Source organism: Nocardia suismassiliense, from assembly GCF_900269665.1.
GTDB lineage: Bacteria > Actinomycetota > Actinomycetes > Mycobacteriales > Mycobacteriaceae > Nocardia > Nocardia suismassiliense.
In genome coordinates this window covers 7,240,983-7,266,075 of the sequence record NZ_LT985361.1, presented here as the reverse complement: position 1 = coordinate 7,266,075, position 25,093 = coordinate 7,240,983, and the positions used below count along the sequence as shown (strand labels likewise).

General features: G+C 67.0%; 21 protein-coding genes and 2 pseudogenes. 19 read left to right on the top strand and 4 right to left on the bottom strand.

All coding sequences use genetic code 11. The features are described 5' to 3' along the window. Positions 1-45 precede the first annotated feature (45 nt). The 7 genes and pseudogenes from DBO33_RS32405 (at position 46) to DBO33_RS32375 (ending at position 9,553) form a co-directional block, all read left to right on the top strand. The gene (locus DBO33_RS32405) at positions 46-1,602 is read left to right on the top strand and encodes a serine/threonine-protein kinase (protein WP_107658434.1); all 1,557 of its coding nucleotides are present in this window, start codon (positions 46-48) and stop codon (positions 1,600-1,602) included. A gap of 143 nt (positions 1,603-1,745) precedes the next feature. After that, the gene (locus DBO33_RS32400) at positions 1,746-4,448 is read left to right on the top strand and encodes a DUF4357 domain-containing protein (protein ID WP_234391433.1); all 2,703 of its coding nucleotides are present in this window, start codon (positions 1,746-1,748) and stop codon (positions 4,446-4,448) included. Between the two features lie 833 nt (positions 4,449-5,281). Further along, a pseudogene (locus tag DBO33_RS32395) lies at positions 5,282-5,699 on the top strand (zinc finger domain-containing protein); the annotation flags it as partial. Between the two features lie 64 nt (positions 5,700-5,763). Continuing rightward, complete coding sequence (locus DBO33_RS32390; RefSeq protein ID WP_107658432.1) at positions 5,764-6,345, top strand: dihydrofolate reductase family protein; 582 nt, start codon at positions 5,764-5,766, stop codon at positions 6,343-6,345. Between the two features lie 5 nt (positions 6,346-6,350). Next, entirely contained in the window at positions 6,351-7,412 is a 1,062-nt protein-coding gene (locus DBO33_RS32385; RefSeq protein WP_107658431.1) for a PHP domain-containing protein, read from the top strand. 94 nt (positions 7,413-7,506) lie between these two features. After that, the gene (locus DBO33_RS32380) at positions 7,507-9,039 is read left to right on the top strand and encodes a PstS family phosphate ABC transporter substrate-binding protein (protein WP_234391157.1); all 1,533 of its coding nucleotides are present in this window, start codon (positions 7,507-7,509) and stop codon (positions 9,037-9,039) included. 82 nt (positions 9,040-9,121) lie between these two features. Beyond that, on the top strand, positions 9,122-9,553 hold the full coding sequence (locus DBO33_RS32375; RefSeq protein ID WP_107658430.1) for a carboxymuconolactone decarboxylase family protein: 432 nt from the start codon (positions 9,122-9,124) through the stop codon (positions 9,551-9,553). Between the two features lie 68 nt (positions 9,554-9,621). On the opposite strand, the gene DBO33_RS32370 is transcribed toward DBO33_RS32375, so the two are convergent. Beyond that, complete coding sequence (locus DBO33_RS32370) at positions 9,622-9,918, bottom strand: hypothetical protein (RefSeq protein WP_107658429.1); 297 nt, start codon at positions 9,916-9,918, stop codon at positions 9,622-9,624. A gap of 79 nt (positions 9,919-9,997) precedes the next feature. Here DBO33_RS32370 and DBO33_RS32365 point away from each other — a divergent pair, with 79 nt between their 5' ends. The 4 genes from DBO33_RS32365 (at position 9,998) to DBO33_RS32340 (ending at position 16,422) form a co-directional block, all read left to right on the top strand. Continuing rightward, positions 9,998-11,086 carry a winged helix DNA-binding domain-containing protein gene (locus DBO33_RS32365; RefSeq protein WP_107658428.1) on the top strand — a complete coding sequence of 363 codons (1,089 nt, stop codon included), beginning with the start codon at positions 9,998-10,000 and terminating at the stop codon, positions 11,084-11,086. 467 nt (positions 11,087-11,553) lie between these two features. Next, a complete protein-coding gene (locus DBO33_RS32355) occupies positions 11,554-12,723 on the top strand; it encodes a glycosyltransferase family 4 protein (RefSeq protein ID WP_199857041.1) in 1,170 nt (389 codons plus the stop codon). Continuing rightward, positions 12,720-14,858 carry an amylo-alpha-1,6-glucosidase gene (locus DBO33_RS32350; protein ID WP_407670558.1) on the top strand — a complete coding sequence of 713 codons (2,139 nt, stop codon included), beginning with the start codon at positions 12,720-12,722 and terminating at the stop codon, positions 14,856-14,858. Before DBO33_RS32355 ends, DBO33_RS32350 begins: the two co-directional genes overlap by 4 nt. Positions 14,859-15,357: 499 nt before the next feature. Beyond that, entirely contained in the window at positions 15,358-16,422 is a 1,065-nt protein-coding gene (locus DBO33_RS32340; RefSeq protein WP_107658424.1) for an NAD-dependent epimerase/dehydratase family protein, read from the top strand. A 36-nt stretch (positions 16,423-16,458) separates the two neighbouring features. Here the strand turns inward: DBO33_RS32340 and DBO33_RS32335 are convergent, their stop codons facing one another. The 3 genes from DBO33_RS32335 to DBO33_RS32325 are packed head-to-tail and all read right to left on the bottom strand — an operon-like array spanning position 16,459 to position 19,535. Then, complete coding sequence (locus DBO33_RS32335) at positions 16,459-17,484, bottom strand: sensor histidine kinase (protein WP_107658423.1); 1,026 nt, start codon at positions 17,482-17,484, stop codon at positions 16,459-16,461. Continuing rightward, positions 17,477-18,181 (bottom strand): response regulator transcription factor, encoded by a 705-nt coding sequence (locus tag DBO33_RS32330; RefSeq protein WP_107658422.1) that lies wholly within the window; start codon positions 18,179-18,181, stop codon positions 17,477-17,479. The genes DBO33_RS32335 and DBO33_RS32330 overlap by 8 nt, the downstream gene beginning before the upstream one ends. Positions 18,182-18,185: 4 nt before the next feature. Continuing rightward, a complete protein-coding gene (locus tag DBO33_RS32325; protein ID WP_107658421.1) occupies positions 18,186-19,535 on the bottom strand; it encodes a hypothetical protein in 1,350 nt (449 codons plus the stop codon). Positions 19,536-19,659: 124 nt separating this feature from the next. On the opposite strand from DBO33_RS32325, the gene DBO33_RS32320 reads away from it, so the two are divergent. From DBO33_RS32320 to DBO33_RS32285, 8 genes and pseudogenes are all read left to right on the top strand, one after another. Further along, entirely contained in the window at positions 19,660-20,331 is a 672-nt protein-coding gene (locus DBO33_RS32320; protein ID WP_234391156.1) for a glycosyltransferase family 2 protein, read from the top strand. Next, positions 20,328-21,005 carry a TIGR04282 family arsenosugar biosynthesis glycosyltransferase gene (locus DBO33_RS32315; protein ID WP_107658419.1) on the top strand — a complete coding sequence of 226 codons (678 nt, stop codon included), beginning with the start codon at positions 20,328-20,330 and terminating at the stop codon, positions 21,003-21,005. Before DBO33_RS32320 ends, DBO33_RS32315 begins: the two co-directional genes overlap by 4 nt. Beyond that, positions 21,002-21,670, top strand: coding sequence for a methyltransferase domain-containing protein (locus tag DBO33_RS32310; RefSeq protein ID WP_107658418.1), 669 nt, complete (start codon positions 21,002-21,004; stop codon positions 21,668-21,670). Before DBO33_RS32315 ends, DBO33_RS32310 begins: the two co-directional genes overlap by 4 nt. 750 nt (positions 21,671-22,420) lie before the next feature. Then, positions 22,421-22,603, top strand: a complete 183-nt coding sequence (locus DBO33_RS43670) for a hypothetical protein (RefSeq protein WP_199857080.1) — start codon at positions 22,421-22,423, stop codon at positions 22,601-22,603. After that, positions 22,564-23,172 (top strand): annotated as a pseudogene (locus tag DBO33_RS32300) (molybdopterin-dependent oxidoreductase); the annotation flags it as partial. The gene DBO33_RS43670 and the pseudogene DBO33_RS32300, both read left to right, overlap by 40 nt. Beyond that, positions 23,169-23,615: a hypothetical protein gene (locus DBO33_RS32295; RefSeq protein WP_234391155.1), complete on the top strand. Its 447-nt coding sequence runs from the start codon at positions 23,169-23,171 to the stop codon at positions 23,613-23,615. The pseudogene DBO33_RS32300 and the gene DBO33_RS32295, both read left to right, overlap by 4 nt. Further along, positions 23,612-24,316: a flavodoxin family protein gene (locus tag DBO33_RS32290; RefSeq protein ID WP_107658416.1), complete on the top strand. Its 705-nt coding sequence runs from the start codon at positions 23,612-23,614 to the stop codon at positions 24,314-24,316. The genes DBO33_RS32295 and DBO33_RS32290 overlap by 4 nt, the downstream gene beginning before the upstream one ends. A gap of 88 nt (positions 24,317-24,404) precedes the next feature. Next, positions 24,405-24,812, top strand: a complete 408-nt coding sequence (locus tag DBO33_RS32285; RefSeq protein WP_107658415.1) for a VOC family protein — start codon at positions 24,405-24,407, stop codon at positions 24,810-24,812. The last annotated feature ends 281 nt before the right edge of the window (positions 24,813-25,093 follow it).

Genomic DNA, 25,093 nt, shown 5'->3' with positions numbered 1-25,093 from the left:
ATACCGTCGCACTTGACACTGGTGGCGTGAGGTAGGGGGCGCGAGATGGCTGAGCGGCGGATCGATAACCGGTACGAGCTGACCGAGGAGATTAACTCGGGCGGAATGGGCTCGGTGTGGCGGGGCTACGACACCGTGCTCGACCGGGAGATCGCGGTTAAAAAGATCCGCCTCGACCAGGTTCAGACACACGAGCAGGCCACGGAATTTGCTCAGCGGTTCCGCCAGGAAGCCCGGGTGACCGCCCGTATCCGTCATCACGGGGTGCCGCAGGTCTTCGACGCGGTGCTGGACGCCTCTTTCGAAGCGGTGTACCTGGTGATGGAGCTCATCGATGGAGTTCCACTCCGTGATTACATCCAGCCGGGCAACCCGCTCCCGCTGAGCTGGGTGGCGGCGGTGGGGGCTCAGGTCGCCACCGTCCTGTCCCACGCCCACGCGATCCCGGTGGTACATCGTGACCTCAAACCCGACAACGTGCTGATCACCCGGGACGGCGCGGTCAAGGTGATCGATTTCGGTATCGCCGCGATTCTCGATGGTGGACCGAGGCTTACCAAGACCAGTCAGGTGATCGGCACCTACCGCTACATGGCGCCGGAACGGGTGCTGGGCAACCGGATCCAGAATCCGAGCAGTGACCTGTACTCACTGGGCTGCATGATCCACGAAATGGCCAGCGGCACACCTCCATTCGACAGTGCTTCCGGGTACGAGCTGCAACGCCAGCACGTCGAATCCGATCCGCAACCGCTGCGCGAACTGCGGCCGGAACTGCCGGCCGACTTCGAACGGCTGGTCCTGGACCTGCTGCAGAAGCATCCGGCGCTGCGACCCGCAGATGCCTGCACCGTGTACGAGCGACTATTGCCATTCCTGCCCGCGCCAGGCGCCACACCTGCGGTGACCGAGCTGTACCGCCCCGGATTCCCTGACCCGACAAGGGTTTTCCGGAGACCGAACGCACCGCTTGAGACCGCGCAGATCGAGCCGACCCGCCTGAGTGTCGTGGCTGCCTCGCCCACCGCGCCGATGAGCGCTATGCACCTGCGCACCGCCATCGACTCGGCGCGGCACCGCTACGACGAGCTGCTTCAGCAGGGCCGCTTCGACCAAGCAGCTGATGCGCTCTACTCGGTACTCGCCAGCGCGGCAGAGGTCCACGGCAAGGACAACTCCGACGTGCTCCGACTGCGTAGCCTGGTTGCCGCCGCTTGGACGCTCAGCGGTGAACATCGGAGAGCCAAAAGTGAATTCGACGAGCTCGCGGAGGCATACCTCCGGATCGAAGGCCGCTACAGCGAATCCGCGTGGGACAGCCGAGCGAGTGCGGCCCGCTGCCGCATCGCGCTGGGCGACATCGAAGGCGGTATTTCGGCACTACAGTCGGTGCTCGACGAGGTTGCCGCCGCCAACGGGGACGGTTGCGAGACCGCCCTGTACTTGCGGTACGACCTCGGCGAGGTACTCGCAAGTACCGGACAGATCGGCGAGGCGCAGTCGGCACTAACCACCTTGTATGAGGATCTATGCCTGATCTACGGGCCGACCGACGAATTCGCGATCCGAGTGGCCGAATTCCTTCGAGAACTGACGGATTGAACGCTACAAGCCCGTTCGACACAGATAACCGTATTGCCCAGTTATACAATGTAATTCGCATCATCCGCTGCTACAGTCGGGCATCCGTGCCCGCGACCGGGGGTCGCGCGGCAAACGAGCGCAGGGGAGGACCGTCGTTGAGCGTGGATGCCTTCGAGATCAAGAAGCCGTTCCTGCGGAACCTGCTCGAGCAGGCCAGGGAAGGACAGATTCAGCTGCCCGAGTTCCAGCGCGGTTGGGTGTGGCCGGAGTCCAACATTCGAAGCCTGTTGAGCTCGGTGTCTCAGGGCTTCCCGGTCGGGACGCTGATGATGTTGCAGGCAGGCGGCTCAACGCGATTCAAGCAACGCCCTATCGAAGGAGTGGAGCTGTTGGGTAGCGTGCCCGCTGCCCAATTGCTGTTGGACGGGCAACAGCGGATCACCTCGTTGTACCAGGCGCTGATACTTGACCGCCCGGTGGTGACCGTCGACGACCGGCGTCGAAGCATCGAAGGCCGATTCTATGTCGATATGGCGGCCGCGCTCGACGACGAAGTCGATCGGGATGAGGCTTTCCGATTCGTTCCGGCCGACGGCAAGGTGCGCGGCAGCTTCGGCCGTGTCGAGCTCGACCTGTCGACCATGGACGAAGAATGCCGGGCGGGCCTTTTCCCCATGACCCAGGTGTTCGACGCCGACGACTGGGGGCACAGTTTCATGAAGCTGAACGGTTATGCCCCCACTGCGATCGAGTCATGGCAGTCGTTCAACAAGAGGTTCATCAAACGGTTCGAACAGTACTTGGTTCCGGTGATCGAACTGTCTGCAGGGACTCCCCGAGAGGCCGTCTGCCAGGTATTCGAGAAGGTCAATACCGGGGGCGTCACGCTCACGGTATTCGAGCTGCTCACTGCGACGTACGCGGCAGAGGAGTTCAACCTTCGTGAGCATTGGGACCAGTGCCGAATGCAATGGGGCGACGGCAAGTTTCGTGTTCTGTCGGAGGTATCGGAAACCGACTTCCTGCAGGCGATAACGCTGCTGGCGACATATCGGCGGCGTGAGGCCGCCGATCCTACCGACTCCAAAGGCGGCCCGCGAATCGGTTGCCGACGCGTCGAGATGCTCCGGCTGCCACTCGACGACTTCAAGAAATGCAGTCAAGAGATCGTCAATGGTCTTCTCGCAGCGGCGAAGTTCCTGCATCGTCGAAATATCTTCGACGTCAAGTTCGTTCCCTATGGCGCCCAGCTGATTCCGCTCGCCGCGATCTGCGCCGCACTCGGTCAGGCCTGGAACACCTACGAAGTGCAGCAGAAGGTCACCCGCTGGTATTGGTGTGGTGTCTTCGGCGAACTATACAGCGGCACAACAGAAACCCGCTTTGCGCGGGATCTGCCAGAGGTGGTGGACTGGGCACTGGGCCGTACGTCGAACGAGCCCCGGACGGTGGCCGAAGCTCAGTTTGCCGCGGGGCGGCTGCGCACCCTGCGAACCCGGAACAGCGCCGCATACAAAGGTGTATATGCCCTGCTGATCTCGGACGGCGCCCGAGACTGGTGCAGTGGTAACCAGATCAACGCCGCAACTTACTTCGACGACGCGATCGATATACATCACATCTTCCCGCAGGCTTGGTGCGCCAAGCAGGGACTCGATCGTGCGCTCTACGACTCGATCATCAACAAGACCCCGTTGTCCGCGTATACGAACCGCCACATCCTCGGCGGTTCGTCGCCTTCCGCCTACCTGGCCAAATTGACCAAGATCGGCGCCATCGACGAGCCGACGCTGCGGTCGTTGGTCGCTACGCATCTGGTCAATCCGGATTCCCTACTGCACGACGACTTCGAAGGCTTCGTCGTCCAGCGCGAACGGGTTCTGCTGGAACTGATCGCGACAGCGATCGAGCACGGAATCGCGCCGGTCGAAGCGCCGGCATCGATGTCGCCCGCCGAATTAATTTCCGCTGGTGAGTCGCAGACGGTTGAGTTCAAGGCGTCTGCGTTCCTGGACTTGAAAACAATGCAGGCGGAACCAGAGCGCAAGCACATCATCGTCAAGACCGTGTGCGCACTGCTGAACGGCGACGGCGGTTCGCTATTCATCGGTGTCGAAGACAGCGGCAAGCCGGTCGGGCTAGACAACGATATGGCGGCAATCGATGTCGCCGATCTCGACAGGTATGAGTTGCGCTTGCAGGAGTTGCTCAGGAACCATCTCTCGGTCACCACGGCAGCGAACGTTCGGATGGATTTCCCTGTGGTCGACGGCAAACAGGTGTGTCAGGTCATCGTTGCTCCTGCAATGCGGCCGATCTTTGTGAGACGAACCAAGGCAGTGGGAGGCCAGGGCGAAGTCGAATTCTGGGTACGCCGAGGGAACGCCACCACACAGCTGCACGGTGACGACATGGAGCGCTACAAAGAAGAGCACTGGGGCAAGCACGGCCTGCCGCTTGCGGTTTCCGGACGGCCGCAGATCGAGGACGAAGAGTCGGACTTCGAACCGCTTCCGGACTCACCAGTGTTTGTGATGGAGCTGCTCGATCTCATCGCCGCTGCGCAGGTAATCGATGGGCGGTTCACTGTCCGTGCAGGTTCTCAGGCCCGGTCGACATGGGTAGGTGGAAACCATAGTTACCGTCCGTTGCGAAAGAAGCTGGAGGAGGACGGCTTTCTCCAGCCGAGCAGTGACGGACGGCATGCCGTTTTTACAGTTGACGTCCAGTTCCGATCGCCGTCGGCCGCAGCTGCAATCGTGGCGGGAAGGGCGACCAATGGCCGGCTCGATTGGAAGGTGCGCGGCAGCGAGGTGACTTTCGACGACTGGCAGAAGGGCAGGGGCGATTCTGGGTTCGGATAACCGGCAATGACTTCGGCGAAGCAATTGTTACCCTGGTCGATGATTCACACAAACCCGTTCTCTCTACGCCTTGCCATGCGGTACCGCGTGCCGGAAGCATGTCGAATGCGCGGACAGCAGCTCCTCGATGCGAGACCAGGGGATTACCGAACGTAGCGCTACACGCCACACCCGCACGTAAGCTTCAGCCCGGTCCAACGCTGGCGCCGCAGACTCTTGAGAAAGTCACGGAACTGCTGGAGCACTGGTGATCCCGGATCATGTGGCAGAGGACTCCCGTGTTCAGGACGAGCGCGCCGAACAGGGGCCGCACGCCGTGGGTGCGGTGGTAGGTCGCCCGGAACCGGCGTGGCCGACGCTTCGGATACCGGCCACGTCCGGGTCGTGGCTGAAGGTTTGGCGGTCCGAATTCATCAACACTGACCACTCGGCCCTGGGCTGGCGGATAGTCGTACAGGTCGAGGACCCGCTACAGGCGGTTGTGACAACCCTCGATGCCCATCGGAAGTTTGTCAACCTGGCCACTGACGCCCTCGGTGTACGAACCTACTGCTATAGAGAAGACTTCGAACCGATCGACGTCGCGGGAAGCCGAGTGGGTGGCGAAGCTGTCAGTGCATCCTCGGCGCAGATCGTGGGTTTGCGCAAGCGACGAAGCGCTGACCTGCCGTCCGAAGTCGCCCAATCCACCTGTACGCCAACGATCTGTCGTGCACTATGAAAGTTGAGGGGTTATGGAAGGGCGGCCGATTCATGGGGACCGCCGTAACGGTTTTGCAGACGTTTTCGGCGGAAGTTCACCTGGTGGACGCTGGTGTGCTGTTTCAGCAGGCCGGGTATCATGCAGTAACTCGATGTCTACTGGCATCGGCAACATCTACGCCGTCGAATCGTTGTGGCGCGCGAACTCACCGCAGGCCTGGGCGAGTGCCGCCCCGCTGTTGCTGGTGCGCTCGTTCCTCGATTCACGGCAGCCGGCTCGCCTCCGGCCTGTCCCGTCCCGCCGTACGCGCTCTGCTCGCCGACGTCGGCGCGGTGATGGGGGAAGCACTCGCCGCGGGCGGCACCTCGTTCGACGCGCTCTACGTGAACGTCAACGGCCAATCCGGCTATTTCGAACGCTCCCTTGCCGTCTACGGCCGCGAGCACGAACCGTGCCGTCGCTGCGGAGCGCCTGTTCAGCGGGAAAAATTCATGAATCGTTCCTCGTATTCTTGCCCGCGGTGCCAACCGAAGCCTCGCGGTCGTTAGCGGGCGCGAGTTACCTTTCTTGTAGGCGGTTCGGGAAGTCGGTCCGGCCGTGGAGGAAGGACACATGCGCAAGCTCACCTACTACGTAGCCTCGACGATCGACGGTTACATCGCCACCGATGACGGATCGGTCGATTTCTTCCCGGTCGGCGGCGACCACGGGCCTGCGATCACGGCGCAATATCCGGAGACGCTGCCCACCAAGGTGCGGGAGTCGCTCGGGATCGACAAGCGCAACCGGTACTTCGATACCGTGCTGATGGGACGCAAGACCCACGACTTCGGGGTGCGCACCGGGACGTCCAGCCCGTACGCGCATCTCAAGCAGTACGTGGTGTCGACGACGCTGCCGGAGAACCCGGATCCCGACGTCGAACTGATCGCGAGCGACCCGCTGGGCAAGGTGCGCGAACTCAAGCGCACCGAGGGGCTCGGGATCTGGTTGTGTGGCGGCGGGGAGCTCGCCCAGGAACTGCTGCCCGAGATCGACCAGATCTTCCTCAAGCTGTACCCGGTCCTGCTGGGCCGCGGGCGGTCGCTGTTCGGGTCCGGCCCCAGGCTGCCCGATGCGGCGAAGTTCCGGGTGATCACCAGTCGGGTGTTCGAGGACGGAGTGGCCTTCATGAAGTACAGCAGGATTCGTTAACCGCTGTGGCGGCAGACGATTCGAGCACAGCGGACCCGGCGGCCACGCCGGGCCCGGTGGAGGGACTGCGGGAGATCGGCTTCTGGCTGGAACGCTCGCGGGCCGAGACGTACCGGGTCAAGGCGTACCGCCGGGCCGCCGATATCGTCGCGGAGCTGCCCGATGAGGAACGCGAAACCCACCGCGCCGCGCACAGCTGGCGCGAGATCGCCGGGATCGGGCCGAAGACCGCCGCCGTCATCGAGGAGGCGTACGCGGGCCGGGTGCCGCAGTACCTGCTCGACCTGCGCAACGCGGCACAGCCGATCGGCGCCCCCGGCAAGCCGCTGCGCACCCAACTGCGCGGCGACCTGCACACCCATTCGGACTGGTCCGACGGCGGTAGCCCGATCGCGGAGATGATGGGGGTCGCGGCGGCCCTGGGGCACGAATACTGTGCGCTGACCGATCATTCGCCGCGCCTGACCGTCGCGAACGGGCTGTCCGCCGACCGGCTGCGCAAGCAACTCGACGTGGTCGCCGAGCTCAACGATCGTTTGGCGCCGTTTCGCATTCTCACCGGCATCGAGGTCGACATCCTCGACGACGGCACCCTCGACCAGCAGGCCGATCTGCTCGCCGAACTCGACATCGTGGTGGCCAGCGTGCACTCGCACCTGCGCGCGGACAGCGCGACGATGACCAAGCGCATGGTCTACGCGGTGGCCAACCCCAACGTCGACGTGCTCGGCCACTGCACGGGCCGGCTCGTCACCGGCGGCCGCGGCACCCGGCCCGAATCGACCTTCGACGCCGAGATGGTGTTCGAGGCGTGCCGGACCTACAGCACCGCCGTCGAGATCAACTGCAGGCCGGAGCGCCGCGACCCGCCGTCCCGGCTGATCCAGCTCGCGATCGAGATGGGCTGCCACTTCTCCATCGACACCGACGCGCACGCGCCCGGCCAGTTGGACTGGCAGGGCTACGGTTGCGAGCGCGCCGTGGCGAATGGTGTTGCGGCCGAGCGGGTCATCAACACCTGGCCGCTGGCCGACCTGCTCGCCTGGACCGAGGTGCACGAGGCCTGATGGCCGTCCGGTTAACTGTTGCCGAATAGTCGTGCCGTGCCGGGGATCTGCCGCGATCGCCACTGAGAATGGTTGCCAGACAGAGTAGGTGGGGGTGGGCGGGCCGTTGGGCGAGTTTCCGGTCGAAATCGTGCTGGCCGTCATCGGTATCGCGGTGCCGATCACCGCGTTCCTGTACGAGTTCGTGCTCGTCGGGCGCAAGCGGCTCGGCTATCGCGTGCAGATGGACACGCCCGTCACCGGTGAGGTCGCCTCGGTGTTCCCCGGCGTGCTGCCGCAGCTGCGCCCGTCGCTGGACGGCGCGAGTCCGGATCTGAAGGATCTCTCGGTTGTCCTGGTGCGCATCGAGAACAGCGGCGCGACCGACATCGACACCCACGACTACAAGGCGCCCGATCCCGCGCGGATCGGCCTGCATCTACGGTTTCCGCAGCGTTTGGTCATCGGCATGGCGGTGACCGAACTCAGCGATCCCGGCCTGGCGGACAACCTGGATCGCGACTCCGGCATCGCGGTGCGTGAGGACATGGCCGGGCACATCGGTGTCATCGATCTGCCCAAGGTGCCGCTGGATCGCGGTGAGCACTACAAGATCCTGGCCATCCTGCAGCGCTCCGAGGGCACGGGGGAGTACCCGGTGCCGGTGCTGACCGGCGGCATCAAGGGTGGGCGCATCCAGGAAACCCGAAGCCGCACCGGCATTCCCCGAATGATGTCGGTGCTGACGATCTTTCTGGTGCTGGTGATCATCGTCCAATTGATCTTCAACGCACTGGAGCCCGCGCCGACGCCGCTGGAATGTGCCGAGGGCACGCTCACCGTGGTCGGATCGTCGGCCTTCGCACCGGTCGTCCGAGCGGCCGCCGAACAGTACGGTAAGCGTTGTACCGGAGCGCAATTCGCCTTCGCATTCGAAGGCACCGAACGCGGGCTGGACCGGCTGGCCGAGGAGGGCAACACGGGACTGCTGGCTATCAGCGACGGTCCGAAGGGCAGCGGATATCCCGCCCTGGTGCCTCGCCCGCTGGCGCTGTCGCTGTTCAGCATGATCGTCGACAAGGGGGTCGGCGTGCCGAGCCTCACCGAGGCGCAGATCCGGGATCTCTATCAAGGCCGGATCGGCAACTGGCGTGAGGTGGGTGGACCGGATCTGCCGGTGGTGCTGGTGAATCGGATCCAGGGCTCCGGTTCTCGAAATACGTTCGAGCGCAGGCTACTCGGCGGGAGTCAACCCGATCGGCCGCACGTGAGTTGTATCGCGATCAAGGGCACGGTGCTGTCCGCCGCGACGCACTGCGAGGTCCAAGTCACCAAGGACATGCAGAAGGCCGTCGGTGAAATCCCCGGTGCCATCGGCTATTCGGAGTACTCCGAGGCGGTAGCGGCCGAACTGGCGACCGTCGCGATCAACGGCGTCACCGCGGGACGTGACGCGGCGATCGCTCGCACATACCCGTTCTGGGGCGTGGAATACGCCTACAGCCACGGCGAGCTGCCCGGTGACTCGCTGGCGGCGGCCTTCCTGCACTACCTGGTCGACCAGAACGGCAAGGACGTGCTCCGGGCACACGGCAACGCGCCGTGCGGCGAGCTGCCCGATCCGGCCAGGTGCCTGCCCGATTCGTGACCGCGTGTCACATTTTCGACGGCTGCCTCGTCCCATTGGTGTAGGAGAAGCACACCGAGGAAAGGACGACACCGTGTCACGGATGAAGCTCGCACAGGTTGCGCCGGAGTTGTACCAGGCGTGGTTCGCCGCCGAGGGGGCGATTCGCCGCGGCCCGCTGGACCCGGTGGTCCGGGAGCTGGTCAAGATCCGGGCTTCACAGATCAACGGCTGCGTGTACTGCATCGACCTGCACACCACCGACGCCCGCCTGGCCGGTGAGACTGAAAAGCGCATCTTCCAGCTCGATGCCTGGCGTGAGTCGGCGCTCTACACCGACGCCGAGCGCGCCGCCCTCGCCTACGCCGAAGCGGTCACCAAACTCGGCGAGCACGGGGTGAGCGATGCCGTATGGGCCGACGTGGAGCAGCATTTCGACGAAGGGTCCCTGGCCGGATTGGTGGGGGTGACCGCGATGATCAACCTGTGGAACAGGATCGGCGTGCCGCGGCGGATGCAGCCGGACGCCGAGTGATGCCGCTTGCGGTACCGCGCGCTCGTCGTGCGGTACCGCACGGGCCGTAGCGCGCCTGTCGCTCGACCTCAGTCCGTCGGCGGCAGGAACGGCCGGGTGAAGTAGTCCTCGACCGGCAGCGGCCCGGTGTACCGCCGGCACGGGCAGCGCACCCACTGCCACGTCGCGGGCGCGACCGAGCGCCGTTCCTCCGCGTGGCACTCCCCGGCCTGCGGATCGTGGATGGCGAGGTCGTGGCCGCAGCCGCACTTCGCGGCGCTGCGCCGCGCCTTGCCGCCCACCGCCCCGAGGTGGCCGTACCGTCCGAGGGCCCAGCCGAGGCCGAGGATGCCTGCGCCGACGGCCAGAGTAAGGGGATCGAACATGGATTAATTGTATGTATACGTATGCGCGGTTACCGGCGGAAGGGCCCGTTCTGTCGGTGGTATCGGCGAAGATGGCCTCATGACGGAACTATCGCTGCGTGAGCTGAACCGAACCCTGCTGGTGCGTCAGATGTTGGCGCAGCGGGTCGCGATGACACCGTTGGAGTTGGTCCGGCATCTGGTCGCGGTCCAGGGGCAGGAACCGAACTGGCCCTATGTCGGGCTGTGGACCCGGCTCGCGGAGTTCCGGCACGACGACCTGGCCGCGTTGCTGCGTGAGCGAAAGCTGGTGCGCTCCGCCATGATTCGCCGCACGGTGCACCTCGCCGACGCGGACGACTTCCGCTGGCTGCGCCCCACGGTGCGCCCGGTGGTGCACGCCGCGCTGCAGGCGCCCTACTACCGCGACGAGATCGAGGGCCTCGACCTGGACGAGCTGGCCGCCGCGGGACGGGAGCTGCTGTCCGGCAGCATTCGGTCCCGGTCCGACCTCGGACAGCTACTCGGCGAGCGTTTTCCGGGCCGGAACCCGCGCAGGCTCGCCGAGTCGGCGGAGCTTCTGGTGCCCATGGTGCACAGCCCGGTGACCGGCGCCTGGGGCAAGTGGCGCAACCGTTCGGTTACCGTCGCGCTGGCCGACGAATGGATCGGCGCGCCGATGGCGGCGACGCCGCAGGCGGAGACCATGATTCTGCGTTATCTGGCCGCGTTCGGGCCCGCCACCGTCGCCGACATGCAGGCGTGGGCCGGGGTCACCCGGCTGGCCGAGGTGGTCGACGAGATGCGCACCCGCCTACGCGTTTTCACCGACGACCAGCACCGGGTGCTGTTCGATCTGCCGGACGGGCCGCTGGCCGACCCGAATCTGCCGGTGCCGGTGCGTTTCCTGCCCGCCTTCGACAACGCGCTGCTCGGCCACAAGGACCGGCGCAGGATCATCAGCGAGGAAGACCGGCAGCGCATCGCCAAGGAGGCGTCGGGCGGCGTGCCGATGTACCTGGTCGACGGGTTCGTGCACGGCCGGTGGGTCTTGGACGACACCACCATTCGGGTCACGCCGTGGCATCCGCTGTCGGCCGCCGACGAGGAGGCGGTGCGCGCCGAGGCCGAGCGGCTGCTGCCGTTCGTGGTGCCGGGACAGGACGGGAAGATCGTGATCGAGGGCTGAGCCCGCTGTCCACCCCGGTGGACATGTTGGGTGCGATCGGCAAAGGCGGCTCCCACCTGCCGATCTCGGCAATCGATCAGCAACGTATCCGACTGCATGGTTTGAGCGCGCCGTGATGAGGTACATCACTGGCGGCCCCCCTGGTCGAGAAATCGGCGACCAGGCCAACCAAGCCCTGTGGACGGCGGTGCGGCTGAGCTTCACCTCCGCTGAGGCGGCCACCAGTTCGAGTTCGGCGCCCGGTGCTCCGAAGCACTGGGTGGATGCGAGAGCTAACGGTTGTGCCCCTTGGAAGGAGGGTCGATGAGCGCGCGTAGCGAGCGAAAAACGAACCCAGCCGCCATCAACGTCCTGGCGGAGTCGAGCACCGGTGAGGTGCGGTCATGAGTCAGCGAAGCGGTCGAATCCGCGATGCGGTAGCCCTGGCCAACGATGGTGCCGAGCGCGGTGGCGTGAGCCACTTGCCGATGTCGGCGCAGGCGGAGTCCTCCGATCTGCTGTCGATCGACCACTCCGGAACCCGATTCCGTATCGCGATGGTTGTCCCTCCGTATTTCGATGTGCCGCCCAAGGCCTACGGAGGTGTGGAAGCCGTCGTCGCCGATCTGGTCGACTCGCTGGTGGCCAGAGGCCACGACGTGACCCTGCTCGGCGCCGGTGAACCGGGGACCAAGGCGAAATTCGTTCCGCTGTGGGACCGCATCTGCCCCGAGCGGCTCGGCGAACCCTTCCCCGAGGTGCTGCACGCGCTGCGCGCCCGGCGGGCGATCGAGAAGCTCGCCGCGGACGGTGCCATCGACCTGGTGCACGAGCACACCTTCGCGGGCCCGTTGAACGCTCCCGCGTATAGGGAACTTGATCTGCCGACCGTGGTCACCGTGCACGGTCCGGTCGAGGGCGAATGTTATGAGTACTACCGGGAAATGGGCGACGACGTCTCGCTCGTCGCGATCAGCGACCGGCAGCAAGAGCTGGCCCCCGATTTGAATTGGGCTGGGCGAGTGCATAATGCTCTGCATCCTGAGGAGTGGCCGTTCCGTGCCGACAAGGACGACTACGCGCTGTTCCTCGGCCGCTTCAACGAGTGCAAGGCGCCGCATCTGGCGCTGGAGGCCGCGCACGCCGCGGGCATGCCACTCGTATTGGCGGGCAAGTGCAGCGAACCGCCCGAGCTCAAATACTTCGAAGAGCAGGTACGCCCATTGCTGACCGACCAGGATCACGTATTCGGCCTCGCCGATGCCGCCGCGAAGCGGAAACTGTTGGCGGGAGCCAAGTGTCTGCTGTTCCCGATCCGTTGGGAGGAACCCTTCGGCATGGTGATGATCGAGTCCATGGTGTGTGGCACACCGGTCGTCGCGCTACGCGGCGGCGCGGTAGCCGAGGTGATCGTCGATGGGGTCACCGGCCGCATCTGTGACGACCCCGCCGAACTCACCGCAGCCATCGCCGAGGTGCAGACGATGGATCCGGCGGCGTGCCGCAAGCACGTCGAGGAGAATTTCGGTTCGGATACGCTCGGGCGCGGCTACGAGCAGGTCTATCGCAAGCTGATGCGGCCGCGGAAACGGATCGACTACCGATGGCGCAAGGACGAGATGGTGCCGGTGCCCGTCGCGGCGAGCGGACTCGCGTGACGGCGGATCCGACCGCCGCGCTCAGCCCCGCTCCACTGAACTCCGGTGAGCCGACGGGTTTCGGTGGAGCGGGTTCGGTCACGCTGGTCGAGGGCGGCACCTTCTGTCTGTCGAACCGGCTCGGCGATGTCGAGCCGGGCCGCCCGCACGGGCTCTTCTTCCGGGACGCGCGCGTCGTCTCCCGATGGGAGTTGCTGGTGGACGGCCATCTGCCCGAACCGCTTTCGGTGCTCAGCCCGGAGGCGTTCGCCGCGCGGTTCGTGCTGCGAAGACCGCCGACGGCCGGGCTGGCCGACAGTACGTTGCTGGTGGTGCGCGAGCGGATCGTCGCCGACGGCATGCACGAGGTGCTCACCCTGGAGAACATGGGGCGCGAGCCGACGGCGGTCACCCTCGAGCTGCATGTCGACGCCGATTTCGTGGACCTCTTCGCGGTCAAGGAGGGCCGCGCCGGACACGGTAGAGCCGAGGTGACGGTGGCCGAGGGGGAGCTCCTGTTCCACGATCGCGCCGATCGCATGCGCGGGCTCTCGGTGTCCGCGAGCGTCGAACCCACCGTATTGCCCGGCACTTTGGTGTGGAAGGTCGTGGTCCCCGTCGGCGCGAGCTGGCAGACCGAGATCACCGCCCAGCCCACCTTGGGCAACCAGCGGTTCCAGGTGTCGCTGGCCCCCGGCGAGCACTACGGTGTCAGCGCGCCCGGGCGCAAGATCGAGGCCTGGCGGCACACCGCCACCGACATCGCCGCCTCGCATCCGGAACTCACCCAGGTGCTCCGGCGCACCGAAAGTGACTTGGGCGCCTTGCAGATTCACGACGATTCCGGCGACAGCAGGCCGTTCGTCGCGGCGGGCGCGCCCTGGTTCATGACCCTGTTCGGCCGCGACAGCCTGCTGACCGCCTGGATGGCGCTGCCATTGGAGGTCGACCTGGCGCTCGGCACGCTGCAGCAGCTCGCCGAACTGCAAGGGCAGACGGTGAATCCGCTCACCGAGGAGGAGCCGGGGCGGATCATGCACGAGATGCGCCGCGGTCCGGCCGGTGGGCTGGTGCTCGGCGGCAACATCTATTACGGAACCGTCGACGCCACACCGCTTTTCGTGATGCTGCTGGCCGAGTGTTATCGCTGGGGCGCGGATGCGGAGGCGATCAGGCAGCTGCTGCCCGCCGCCGACGCGGCGCTGAGCTGGATCGAGGACTACGGCGACCGGGACGGTGACGGTTTCGTCGAGTATCGGCGGGCCACCGACCGCGGCCTGGTCAACCAGGGGTGGAAGGACAGCTGGGACGGCATCAACGACCTGCAGGGCCATATCACCGAGGCGCCGATCGCGTTGTGTGAGGTGCAGGGGTATGTGCACGCCGCGCTGCTGGCCCGCGCCGAGCTGGCCGAGGCCTTCGACGATGCGCGCCGGGCGACGGAGCTGCGTGATCAGGCGGCGGAGCTGCGCGGCAAGTTCGCCGAGGAGTTCTGGCTGCCCGAACGCGGCTGGTACGCCGTCGCGCTCGACAAGGGCAAGCGCCGGGTCGACGCGCTGACAAGCAATACGGCGCACTGTCTTTGGTCCGGCATCGCCAGCGACGCGCACGCCGCCGAATTGGTGCGGCGGCTGTCCGGGCCGGAGATGGACAGTGGTTTCGGGTTGCGCACGCTGTCCACGAAGATGGGCGCCTACAACCCGATGAGCTACCACTGCGGCTCGGTGTGGCCGCACGACACCGCCATCGCGGTGGCCGGCCTGCTGCGCTACCGCCACGTGCCGGGCGCGGTCGACCTGGCGACCCGGCTGGCGACCGGATTGCTCGACGCGGCAACGGCTTTCGACGGCAGACTACCCGAGCTCTACTGCGGCTTCCCGCGCTCGCGGTTCCCGACTCCGGTGCCGTACCCGACCTCCTGTTCACCGCAGGCCTGGGCGAGTGCCGCGCCGCTGCTACTGGTGCGCTCGTTCCTCGGCCTCGACCCCGACGTGCCCAACCGCACCATCACCGTGCGGCCGCTGGTGCCGCCGGAGTGGGGCCGAATCACGTTGGCCGCGTTGCGCCTCGGACCGATCACCATCGACCTCGAGGTGGAGGGCGCTCAAGTGACCGCCGCGCGCCTGCCCGACGATTGGCAACTGGTCACCCGATGAATTACCGATCTTGGTATGAACCGCCCCGCATCGGGGTACCCCCCGGGTGTAAGCATTTCAGGCTGATAGACAACGCAGGCTGGAGGTGCACGATGCAGACATCGCGGGATATGCGGGACCTGTGGAGTACACAGCACCGCGACTGCACTATCGAGCCCATGGATCTGGACATGGACCTCGCCCAGTTCGTCCGCAGTACCCACGCCGGCCACGGCCCCGACTGCTGCCAATACCTGGCAGCCGCGGCCTACTACTTCGACCACGCCGAAGTCGGCTGAGCCCTGAGGTTCTCGCGCCCACCGGCGCTGCTCGGCCCAGCTCGCTCAGGCCATCCCTGAGCCGGCTGGGTCGAACCGGTTTCAGGGTCATGACGAAAGTCTGACGTTGCGGCGTGGTCAGGCCCTTTCAGCGCGCGGACCAGGCACGATCGGCATATGACAACAGCGCCAGCGGAAGTGGTCGAGTCCATCGCCCGGGCCGGGCAGCAGCGGAAGCGCGGGTGAGCGGCGTGCGGGTGCTACTGACCGGCGCCGCCGGGTTCATCGGGTCCCACATCCGGCGCGAGTTGAGTGCCGCCGGGCACGAGGTGATTTCGCTCGATCTGATGGTGTCCGCGGCGCACGGCCCCGCCGCCGCGACTCCGGAAGGGGTTGCGCGGGTGGATGTCCGGGACGGCGCGGCCCTCGACGCAGTGCTGTCCGGTGTCGACGTCGTCTGCCATCAGGCCGCAGTGGTCGGTGCCGGGGTGAGCGCGCAGGACGCGCCCGCGTACGCCAGCCACAACGACTTCGGCACCGCGGTTCTCTTGGCGGCGATGGAGCGCGCCGGGTGCCGTCGGCTGGTGCTCGCGTCCTCGATGGTGGTGTACGGGGAAGGGCGCTATCGCGGCGAACGCGACGCGGTCGAGGTGGGTGTGCGCCGCACGGCAGACCTCGATGCCGGGATGTTCGAGCACCGCTGCCCCGGCACGGGCGAGATACTGACCTGGGAGTCGGTGCCTGAGGATGCGCCGTTGCGCCCGCGCAGCCTGTATGCGGCGAGCAAACTCGCGCAGGAGAATTACGCGGCGGCGTGGGCGTCCGCGACCGGGTCCTCGGTCACCGCGCTGCGCTACCACAACGTGTACGGCGACGATATGCCGAGGGACACACCGTATTCGGGGGTCGCGGCCATCTTCCGATCGGCGCTGGAAGCGGGCAGGCCGCCGCAGGTCTACGAAGACGGCAGGCAGGCAAGGGATTTCGTGCACGTCACCGACATCGCCGCGGCGAACCTGGCCGCTGTCGAACAGCCACTGCCGGGTTTCGTGCCGCTGAACATCTCGTCGGGCCGACCGATCACCATCGGGGAGGTCGCGGCCACGCTGGCCGCTGCGCGGGGTGGGCCCGCGCCGGTGGTGACCGGTCGCTACCGGCCCGGCGATGTGCGCCACATCGTCGCGGAGCCGGAGCGGGCCAGGCGCGCTCTGGGTTTCGCCGCGCAGGTGGATCCGATCGAGGGTCTGACCCGGTTCGCCTTCGCGCCGCTGCGCGACAGCGTAGGGACATTCGCCCCGACATTCTGAAGCCCACGGCCGCACCGTTCCGCAGCGACTACCGGATCAGTTGTCCGACAACGGAAGCCGAACCTCGAAGCGGCAACCCCGGTCCCGATTCTGCACGGTGATCTCGCCGTGGTGCGCCTCGACCAGCCCGGCGGCGATCGCCAAACCCATTCCGCTGCCGGTGGGTACGCCGTCGGCGGCGACGGGCGACCGGGCGGCGGTGCCCCGATACGCGACCTCGAAGATGCGCGGCAGATCCGCCTCGTCGATCCCGGGTCCGGTGTCGTCGACCCTGGCCCAGGCCTGCCCGTCGGACGCGCCTGCGGACAGGGCGACTTCGCCACCGGGCGGTGTGTGCGCGATCGCGTTGGAGATCAGGTTGGTCAGCACCCGGCCGAGGGCCTGATCGCTGGCCGCCACGACGATTCGGCGGTCCGGCTGTTCCGCGCGCAGGGCGACCTGCGCGCGGTCGGCGGTGGGGCGGTTGGCGGCCAGCACCTCGTCGATCAGCTCGCGCAGGTCGACCGGCTCCAGGTCGAGCCGCAGGGTGCCCGCGTTGATCTTCGACATCTCGAACAGGTCGTCGACCATCCTGGCCAGCCGATCGGTTTCGCAGCCGATCTGACCGGCGTAGCGCGCCACGTCGTCCGGTTCGCTGACCACGCCATCCGACAGCGCCTCGGCCATCGCACGGATACCGGCCAGCGGGGTACGCAGGTCGTGGCTGATCCAGGCGACCAGCTCGCGTCGCGAACGCTCCGCCGCCCGCTCCTGCTCACGAATCTGCTTCTCCCAGACCGTCTTTCTGGCCTGTTCTCGGCCGAGCAGGATGGCCGCCGGGACGGTGACCGCCGCGACGACGGCGAGCACGATTGCGGTGCGCTGCAGTTCGTGGGTGAACATCAGTCCGCTCACTCCGATGATGCCCGCCAACGTCGACAACGTCGGAATCAACACCAGCACAGCCATACTCGTGGTGAGCGAGCGATTGCTGGTGGCGCGCAGGATGAATGCGCCGATCAGCACCACCGGCACCGAGCACGCCAGCGTGTAACCGATGAGCTGGATGGTGTCGTCAGGCATCGGGGGCTCCGTTCCCGGTATCGGTGCGTGCCCATGCGTACCCGCGGCCCCACACCGTTTCGATGCGGTGGCGGGCACCGAGTTTCGCGCGTAACCGTTTGATATGCACGGTGACCGTGGACAGGTCGCCGAAATCCCAGCCCCACACCTGGGCCAGCAATTGATCTCGGCTGAACACCTGCTGGGGATGCCGCAGCAGGAAGACGAGAAGATCGAACTCGCGTGGCGTGAGATCCACCGGCGTCCCCTCGACCAGCGCGAGCCGGACCGCGGGCCGTACCTCGACCGCGCCGTCCCGTAGCGGTGGCTCGGTGCCGTCGCGCACCACCTGAGTCCGCCGTAGCACCGACGCGACCCGCAGCGCGAGCTCGCGGGGGCTGAACGGCTTGGTGACGTAGTCGTCGGCGCCCGCCTCCAAGCCGAGCACCCGGTCGTCCTCGTCGCCGAGCGCGGTGAGCAGGATGATCGGGGTATCCGGGCGGGGCCCCGAGCGGATCGCGCGGCAGATCTCGATGCCGTCCGGGGCGGGCATCATCACGTCGAGCACGGCCAGCTCGATCTGGTCGCCGCCGTCCGCCAGCGCGGCCAATGTGGTTGTGCCGTCGGCGGTTTCGCGGACGGTCAGGCCGTCGCGCTCGAGGTAGCGCCGGACCACCTCCCGGACAACCGGATCGTCGTCGGCGATCAGGATGGACATCGTTTCACCAATTCGTCAGGATCGTGTGGGCCAATACCAGCGTTGTGATGCTCTGTACTGCGAGCCAGCCGCGGGCGGTGGACCGAGGCAGGAAAGCGGTGGCGGCGAGTAGCCACATATCGAACGGTAGCCAGATTCGTTCGGTCTCGGCTTTACTCAGGCCGCTGACGTCGGCGGCCAGGATCGCGCACAGGGCCGCGGCCACCAGCAGCGCCGTCGGATCGAGGGCACGCAGCAGGCGTGGGGACAGCGCCCGCGACAACGCCGCCGCGGTCGCGAGCCCGACCGCGCAGATCGTCGCCGCGAGATTGCCCCACCACCAGTACGCGAAGGACCGATCGCTGGCGATGCCCTGGTAGTAGCGTTGCACCACCAGGTGATAGCCGTCCAGCCACCAGAAACCGGCGAGGGTGAACGCCGCGGCGACCACCAGCGCGCCGGCCAGCGCGGGCAGCAGCGGGCGAGTGGTGCGGGCGGCGATCAGCACGGCCACCGCCGGTATCGCCATCAGAACCAACCCGTAGCTGAGATACAGACCGATGCCGAACAGCAGCCCGGCTCCCACCGCGGCGAGGCGGCCGGTCGGGTGCCGAGCGGCGATGGCGAGCAAGGCGACCGCCCACGCGGTGACACCGGCGAACAGCGCGTCGGCGGAGACGGCGATCCAGATCGCCGCCGGGGCCAGCGCCAGGAACGGCAGCGCGGCGCGCGCCCGATCCTCGGCGCCGAGTACCCGCAGCGCGACCGCGACCGCGAGCACCGCACTGGTGCCGATCAACAGGCAGGCCGCGCCTGCCCACGCCCCGCCGCCGAGGCCGGCGCGGTCCAGCAGTACGAAGAACAGCAGCGCGCCGGGCGGATGCCCGGATACATGCGTCGTCCACGAGTCCGGCTCGAAATCCAGTATGCGATCGGCGAATCCGCGCAGCATCGCGCCGATATCGGTGACGCTGCCCACCTCGTGCAGGTACTCGTTGGAGTCGGTGAGCCGGTCGGTGAATCCGCGCTGCCAGCCGTCGATCATGGCGAGCGCGAACGTCCACCCGAGTGCGACGGCCCACGACGTCGCCAGCAGCGGGCGCCACGCCAGCCGTCGCGCGAGCGACGGTCCCTGTACGACAACGAGAGCGGCGAGGGCGATCGCGGGAACGGTGCCCCAGCCGACATGCGGCAGAAACACCCCGAATATCGGTGCCGCTCCGGCGTACAACTTGCTGCGCCATTGTTCGCTGGCAATTCGCGGGACGAGGAATGCCGCTGACACCAGCGCGGCTGCGATACCCGCGCCGATCAGCTCACGGTGGAAACGGGCACGCGGCGTTGTTGCGGTCGCGACCTCGGAGGTGTCATGCACGGCTAACACGATAGGGCGGCCACCGAACCGTTAGCGCTGTTCCTCATGCTTTTTCTGACGATGTCACTGTTTCGTCACAGGTTTTTCGGCCGTCCGGCGCGCTCTCCGGCATAGCGTCATGGTCGTGACTCGAACCCAGGTTGATCCGGACGGAGTGACCGTGGTGATTCCGTGCCGAGACGAAGCTGACGCGTTGCCGGAGGTGCTCGCCGCCCTGCCCGCCGGGTACCACGCCCTGGTGGTGGACAACGGCTCGACCGACGGGACCGCCGCCGTAGCCCGTGCGCGCGGCGCCACGGTGGTGTGTGAGGACAGGCCCGGCTACGGCGCCGCGGTCCAGGCCGGCATCGCCGCGGCGTGCACCGAGATGGTCGCCGTGCTCGACGGCGACGGATCGATGGATCCGGCCGACCTACCCGGGTTGGTCGAATTGGTCCGGGGCGGAGCGGATCTCGCGGTCGGCCGGCGGCGGCCGACCCGAGCCGGTGTCTGGCCGTGGCACGCCAGGCTCGGCAACCTGCTCATCGCTTACCGGCTGCGCCGCAAATACGGTCTGCCCGTGCACGATATCGCCGCCATGCGGGTAGCGCGGCGGGCCGGGATGCTGTCACTGGGGCCGCTGCACCTGCGCTCCGGTTATCCGCTCGAACTGCTCGTCGGTGCCGCGAGCGCGGGCTGGCAGGTGGTCGAGCGGGACATCGCCTACCGGCCCCGAGCCGGCGGCGTCTCGAAGGTTTCCGGCTCCTGGCTCGGAACCCTGCGCGCCACAAAGGATTTCCTGGCGGTGCTCCGATGAGCGGGCCTCGCGAGACAACGGTGCTCGTCATCGCGAAGGCCCCGATCGCCGGCTTCGCGAAGACCCGATTGACTCCGCCGCTGACGGCCCGCGACGCCGCCCGGGTGGCGGCGGCGGCCTTGCTCGACACCCTCGATTCGGTGCTGTGCAGCGACGTCACGCATCGGGTCGTCGCCTTCACCGGCGATCTCGCGGCCGCCGAGAACAGCCGTGCATTGGCCGCGAAACTGGCCGCTTTCTCGGTGATCCCGCAGCGCGGGGCGGGCTTCGGCGCCCGCTTGGCCAACGCGCACGCCGATGCCGCCCGCTGGGGTGCGCCGGTGCTGCAAATCGGCATGGACACACCGCAGATCGGGCCGGAGACACTGACCGCAGCGGCCGACGAGCTCGCCGCGGGCGAGGCCGCACTGCTCGGTCCGGCCGAGGACGGCGGCTGGTGGGCGCTCGGCCTCCCGTCGCCCGAGCCGGCCCGGGTACTGGCCGACGTGCCGATGTCCACCGATCGGACCGGTGAATTGACCCGGAAAGCCTTGCAGCAGTGCGGTTGTCAGGTGCGTTCGCTGCCGCGCTTCAGCGATGTCGACACCTTCGCCGACGCACTGCGGGTCGCCGCGACCTCGAGCGGCCGTTTCGCCGCGACCATCCACGAACTGAGTGGGCTGGTAGTGCGATGATCGGAGCGGATTTCGACCTCTTCGACCGCGCGCTGGCCGGTGAACGATGTTGGATGCGTGCGGCGGACGGCACCCGGCTGCGTTTGCCGACCGGACGGTGGCTCGGGCTCGCCGGTGCCGGCGAGTGCCGTGCCGACCATGCGCTCATCCGCTGCTGCGACGGGCCGACGGTGGATCTCGGCTGCGGGCCAGGACGGTTGGTCGCCGCCCTGTTACGGCGCGGCGTGCTCGCGCTGGGGATCGATATCTCGCCGACAGCGGTCGCCATCAGTAGGTTTCGCGGTGCACCCGCGTTGCGCCGCGATCTGTTCGGGCCGTTGCCGGGAGCAGGGCGCTGGTCCTACGCGATACTGGCCGACGGCAATATCGGCATCGGCGGTGACCCGCAACGCATCCTGGCGCGTACCGCGGAACTGCTCACTCCGGATGGTGTGGCGATCGTCGAATTCGGCCCTCCTGGAGCAGGTTCGGTGACCCGGCGGGTCCGCCTGGAGTCCCGGTCACATGTCGGGTCCTGGTTTTCGTGGGCGTCGGTGGGCATCGATCACGCGGAGCAACTCGCGCACGCCACCGGGTTTCGGGTGCTGAACACGGCCGGGGTCGGCGGCAGGCATATCGCGTGGCTGCTGCGCGCCGACGACACAATGAAGGTGAACGCTCGATGACCTGCGCTACGTACAGTTCGGCAGCACAGTGGGCTGGTAATCGATGAGCCCGCACGAATCCGCCGAACGCGCTGAGTCGTCGGTGCGGCGCGGGCCTCAGGTGTCGAGTGCCCGTGGGCCCGAGGTCGCCGGCCGAGTAGGCCTCGCGCTCGGCACCGCCATCCTGATCTGCTTCGTCACCGGGCTGCTGAGTCATTGGATTCAACACCCGCCGAGCTGGTTTTGGTGGCCCGCGCACCCGGTGTGGCTGTACCGGGTAACCCAAGGGCTGCATGTCATCTCGGGCGTAGCCGCCATCCCGCTGCTGCTGGTGAAGCTGTGGGCGGTGTACCCGAAGTTGTTCCAGCGCCCGGTGCTCGGTTCGCCGTTGCGCATGCTCGAGCGTGGATCGATCGCATTGCTGGTCGGGGCTGTCATATTCGAGCTGTCGACCGGCCTGCTCAACACCGCGCAGTACTACCCATGGAAGTTCTTCTTCCCGACCGCGCACTACGCGATGGCGTTCGTCGCCGCCGGTGCGCTGGCGGTGCACCTAGCGGTGAAGTTGCCGGTGATCCGAGAAGTGCTGAGTCGTCCGATCGACTGGGAGTCGGATGGAGCGGATGTCGGCGGGAGTGCCGAGACCAATGAGAGTGCCGGAGTCGATGACGCCGTCGATCGTGGTGCAGGTGCACCTGCAGGTGCCGGAGGCGGTGGCGGTGGCAATGAGNCGCGGTCGCGGTGCTGGTGGGGGTGGCGGTGGCGGTGGCAATGACGGTGCCGGAGGCGGAGGTGGAGGTGGAGGCATTGCTGGTGGCGGTGGTGCCCGAATCGGTGTCGCCGCTGGCCGTGGTGCCGGTCTCCGTGCCGCCGGCGGAGGTGACAGTGCTCCTGTCGGTGCCGGGGGCTGGGCCGATACTCGCGGGCGGTATGTCTCTCGGCGCACGGTGCTGACGGCGGCTTGGGTGTCCGCAGGTGCGGCTACCTTGGTGGTCGCCGGTCAAACCGTTCCCTTCCTGCGTTGGGCCGCAGTGCTTGCGCCGCGCAGTGGGGAAGGGCCGCAAGGGCTTCCGGTCAACAGGTCCGCAATGGCAGCGGGTGTCGTCGAGCGCGCGCGAGCCTCGGACTACCGCCTGACCGTGGTGGTCGGCGAGCGGCAACGCAGTTTCACCAGGGCGGAATTGCAGGCAATGCCGCAGGTGCGGGCTCGGCTGCCGATCGCCTGCGTCGAAGGGTGGAGTGCGTCCGGCGATTGGTCCGGCGTGCGACTGCGTGAGCTACTCGCCGCCGTAGGTTCTTACCGCGGTGGAGATGTGCGCTTCCGCTCGTTGGAGACCAGTGGCATCTATGCGAGTTCGGTACTGCCGCAACGACATGTCGTCGACTCGGACACCCTGGTGGCACTATCGCTGAACGGCGAGCCGCTCGATATCGACCATGGCTATCCGTGCCGTCTCATCGCGCCGAGTCGTCCCGGAGTGCTTCAGACCAAATGGCTTTCGCTGATCGAGGCACAAGCATGACCGCGATCCGGATCGTATTGCTCCTGGCCGGCCTGTGGCTCGGGTGGTACGGCATCACCCTGCTACTCGACTTCCCGCGCACCGACCTGCTCTCGATCGCACTGTGGTTCGCGTGCGGAATTCTGTTGCACGACGCGGTGTTCGCGCCGCTGTGCGCCGTGCTCGGCGTTACCGCGCGGCGCCTCCTGCCAAGCACCTGGTGGGCGCCGATCGCCTGCGGTTCGGTCGCCACCGTCGCGTTGCTCTTCATCGCCGCACCGGTGCTCGGCCGCCGATACGCTGTGCCGGACAACCCGACGGTGCTCGACCGTAACTATCCCCTCGGGCTCGCCGTGGCACTCGTGCTGATCTGGGCCCTGGCCGGCGTCGCGGCGGCGACCAGGCTCGCCGCCGATCACCGATCGCGTCGCCCCCGCACCAACTCCTCGAGGAGCACACTATGACCGATTACCACGACCTGCGCGCACTGTTCATCAACTGCACGCTCAAACGCTCGCCGGAGGTGAGCAACACGCAAGGCCTGATCGACGTCAGCGCCCACATCATGGCGAAGAACGGGGTGCAGGTCTCGCACATCCGGGCGGTGGACCACGACATCGCCTTCGGCGTCTGGCCGGACATGACCGAGCACGGCTGGCCCACCGACGAATGGCCTGCACTGCAACGTCAGGTGATGGACGCCGACATTCTCGTGGTAGCGGGCCCGATCTGGTTGGGTGACAACAGCTCCGTCACCAAACAGGTCATCGAACGCCTGTACGCGAACTCATCGATCCTCAACGACCGCGGCCAGTACGCCTACTATGGCCGCGTGGGTGGCTGTCTGATCACCGGCAACGAGGACGGCGTCAAGCATTGCGCGATGAACATCCTCTACAGCCTCCAGCACCTCGGCTACACCATCCCGCCGCAGGCCGATGCCGGCTGGATCGGCGAAGCAGGCCCCGGACCCTCTTACCTGGACCCCGGCTCCGGCGGCCCCGACAACGACTTCACCAACCGCAACACCACCTTCATGACCTGGAACCTGCTCCACCTGGCCAGGATGCTCAAAGACGCCAACGGAATCCCCGCCCACGGCAACCAGCGGTCCGAATGGGACGCGGGCTGCCGCTTCGACTTCGAGAACCCCGAATATCGCTGACCGCACCGCCCGCTGATCGCCCGAGTCGCCGGGCACGGCCCTCTTCCGTTCGCGGCGCCACGCGTGTCACCGGCCGTAGGATCGTGAGGTGGCTATCGCTCAGCTGAGTCTGATCACCTTGAACTGCTCGGACAAGGAGGAGCTCGCGGTGTTCTGGGCCGCTCTCCTCGATGGTGAGATCGTCTATCGCACAGCGGAGTTGGCCGTGGTGCACACCGAGCGCGGATCGCTGTGTGCGCTGACGGTGCCGGATTACCAGCCGCCGACTTGGCCCGCCGGCGAAGCGCCGAGCCACATCCATCTCGATCTGCGGGTAGATGACCTGGACGACGCGCAGGCCGAGGCTGTCCGGTTGGGAGCGCGGGTCGCTGAGGTGCAGCCGGGACCGGAACTTTGGCGGGTGCTGCTCGACCCGGCCGGTCACCCGTTCTGCCTGACCTCCCGAGCCCCGCTGCTTCCCCTCGGCCCGCGCCCGAACATCCAAGAAGAAGGCTGAATTCGCTTGCGATGATGGCGCACCGCAAGTGGGTGCGCCGTGATGTCCCGTTGGGCGGGGTAGCTCATGGTCGACGGGGCATGGTGGTGGCGAACGTCGAGTGGGCGTGCCATGGTGTCCCGTTGGGCGCGGTAGCCGATGGTCGACGGGGCATGGTGGCGGCAAGCGTCGAGTGGGCGCGCTGTGGTGTCCCGTTCGGTGAGGTAGCTCATGGTCGACGGGGCATGGTGGCGGCAAGCGTCGAGTGGGCGCGCTGTGGTGTCCCGCTGGGCGGGGTGGGC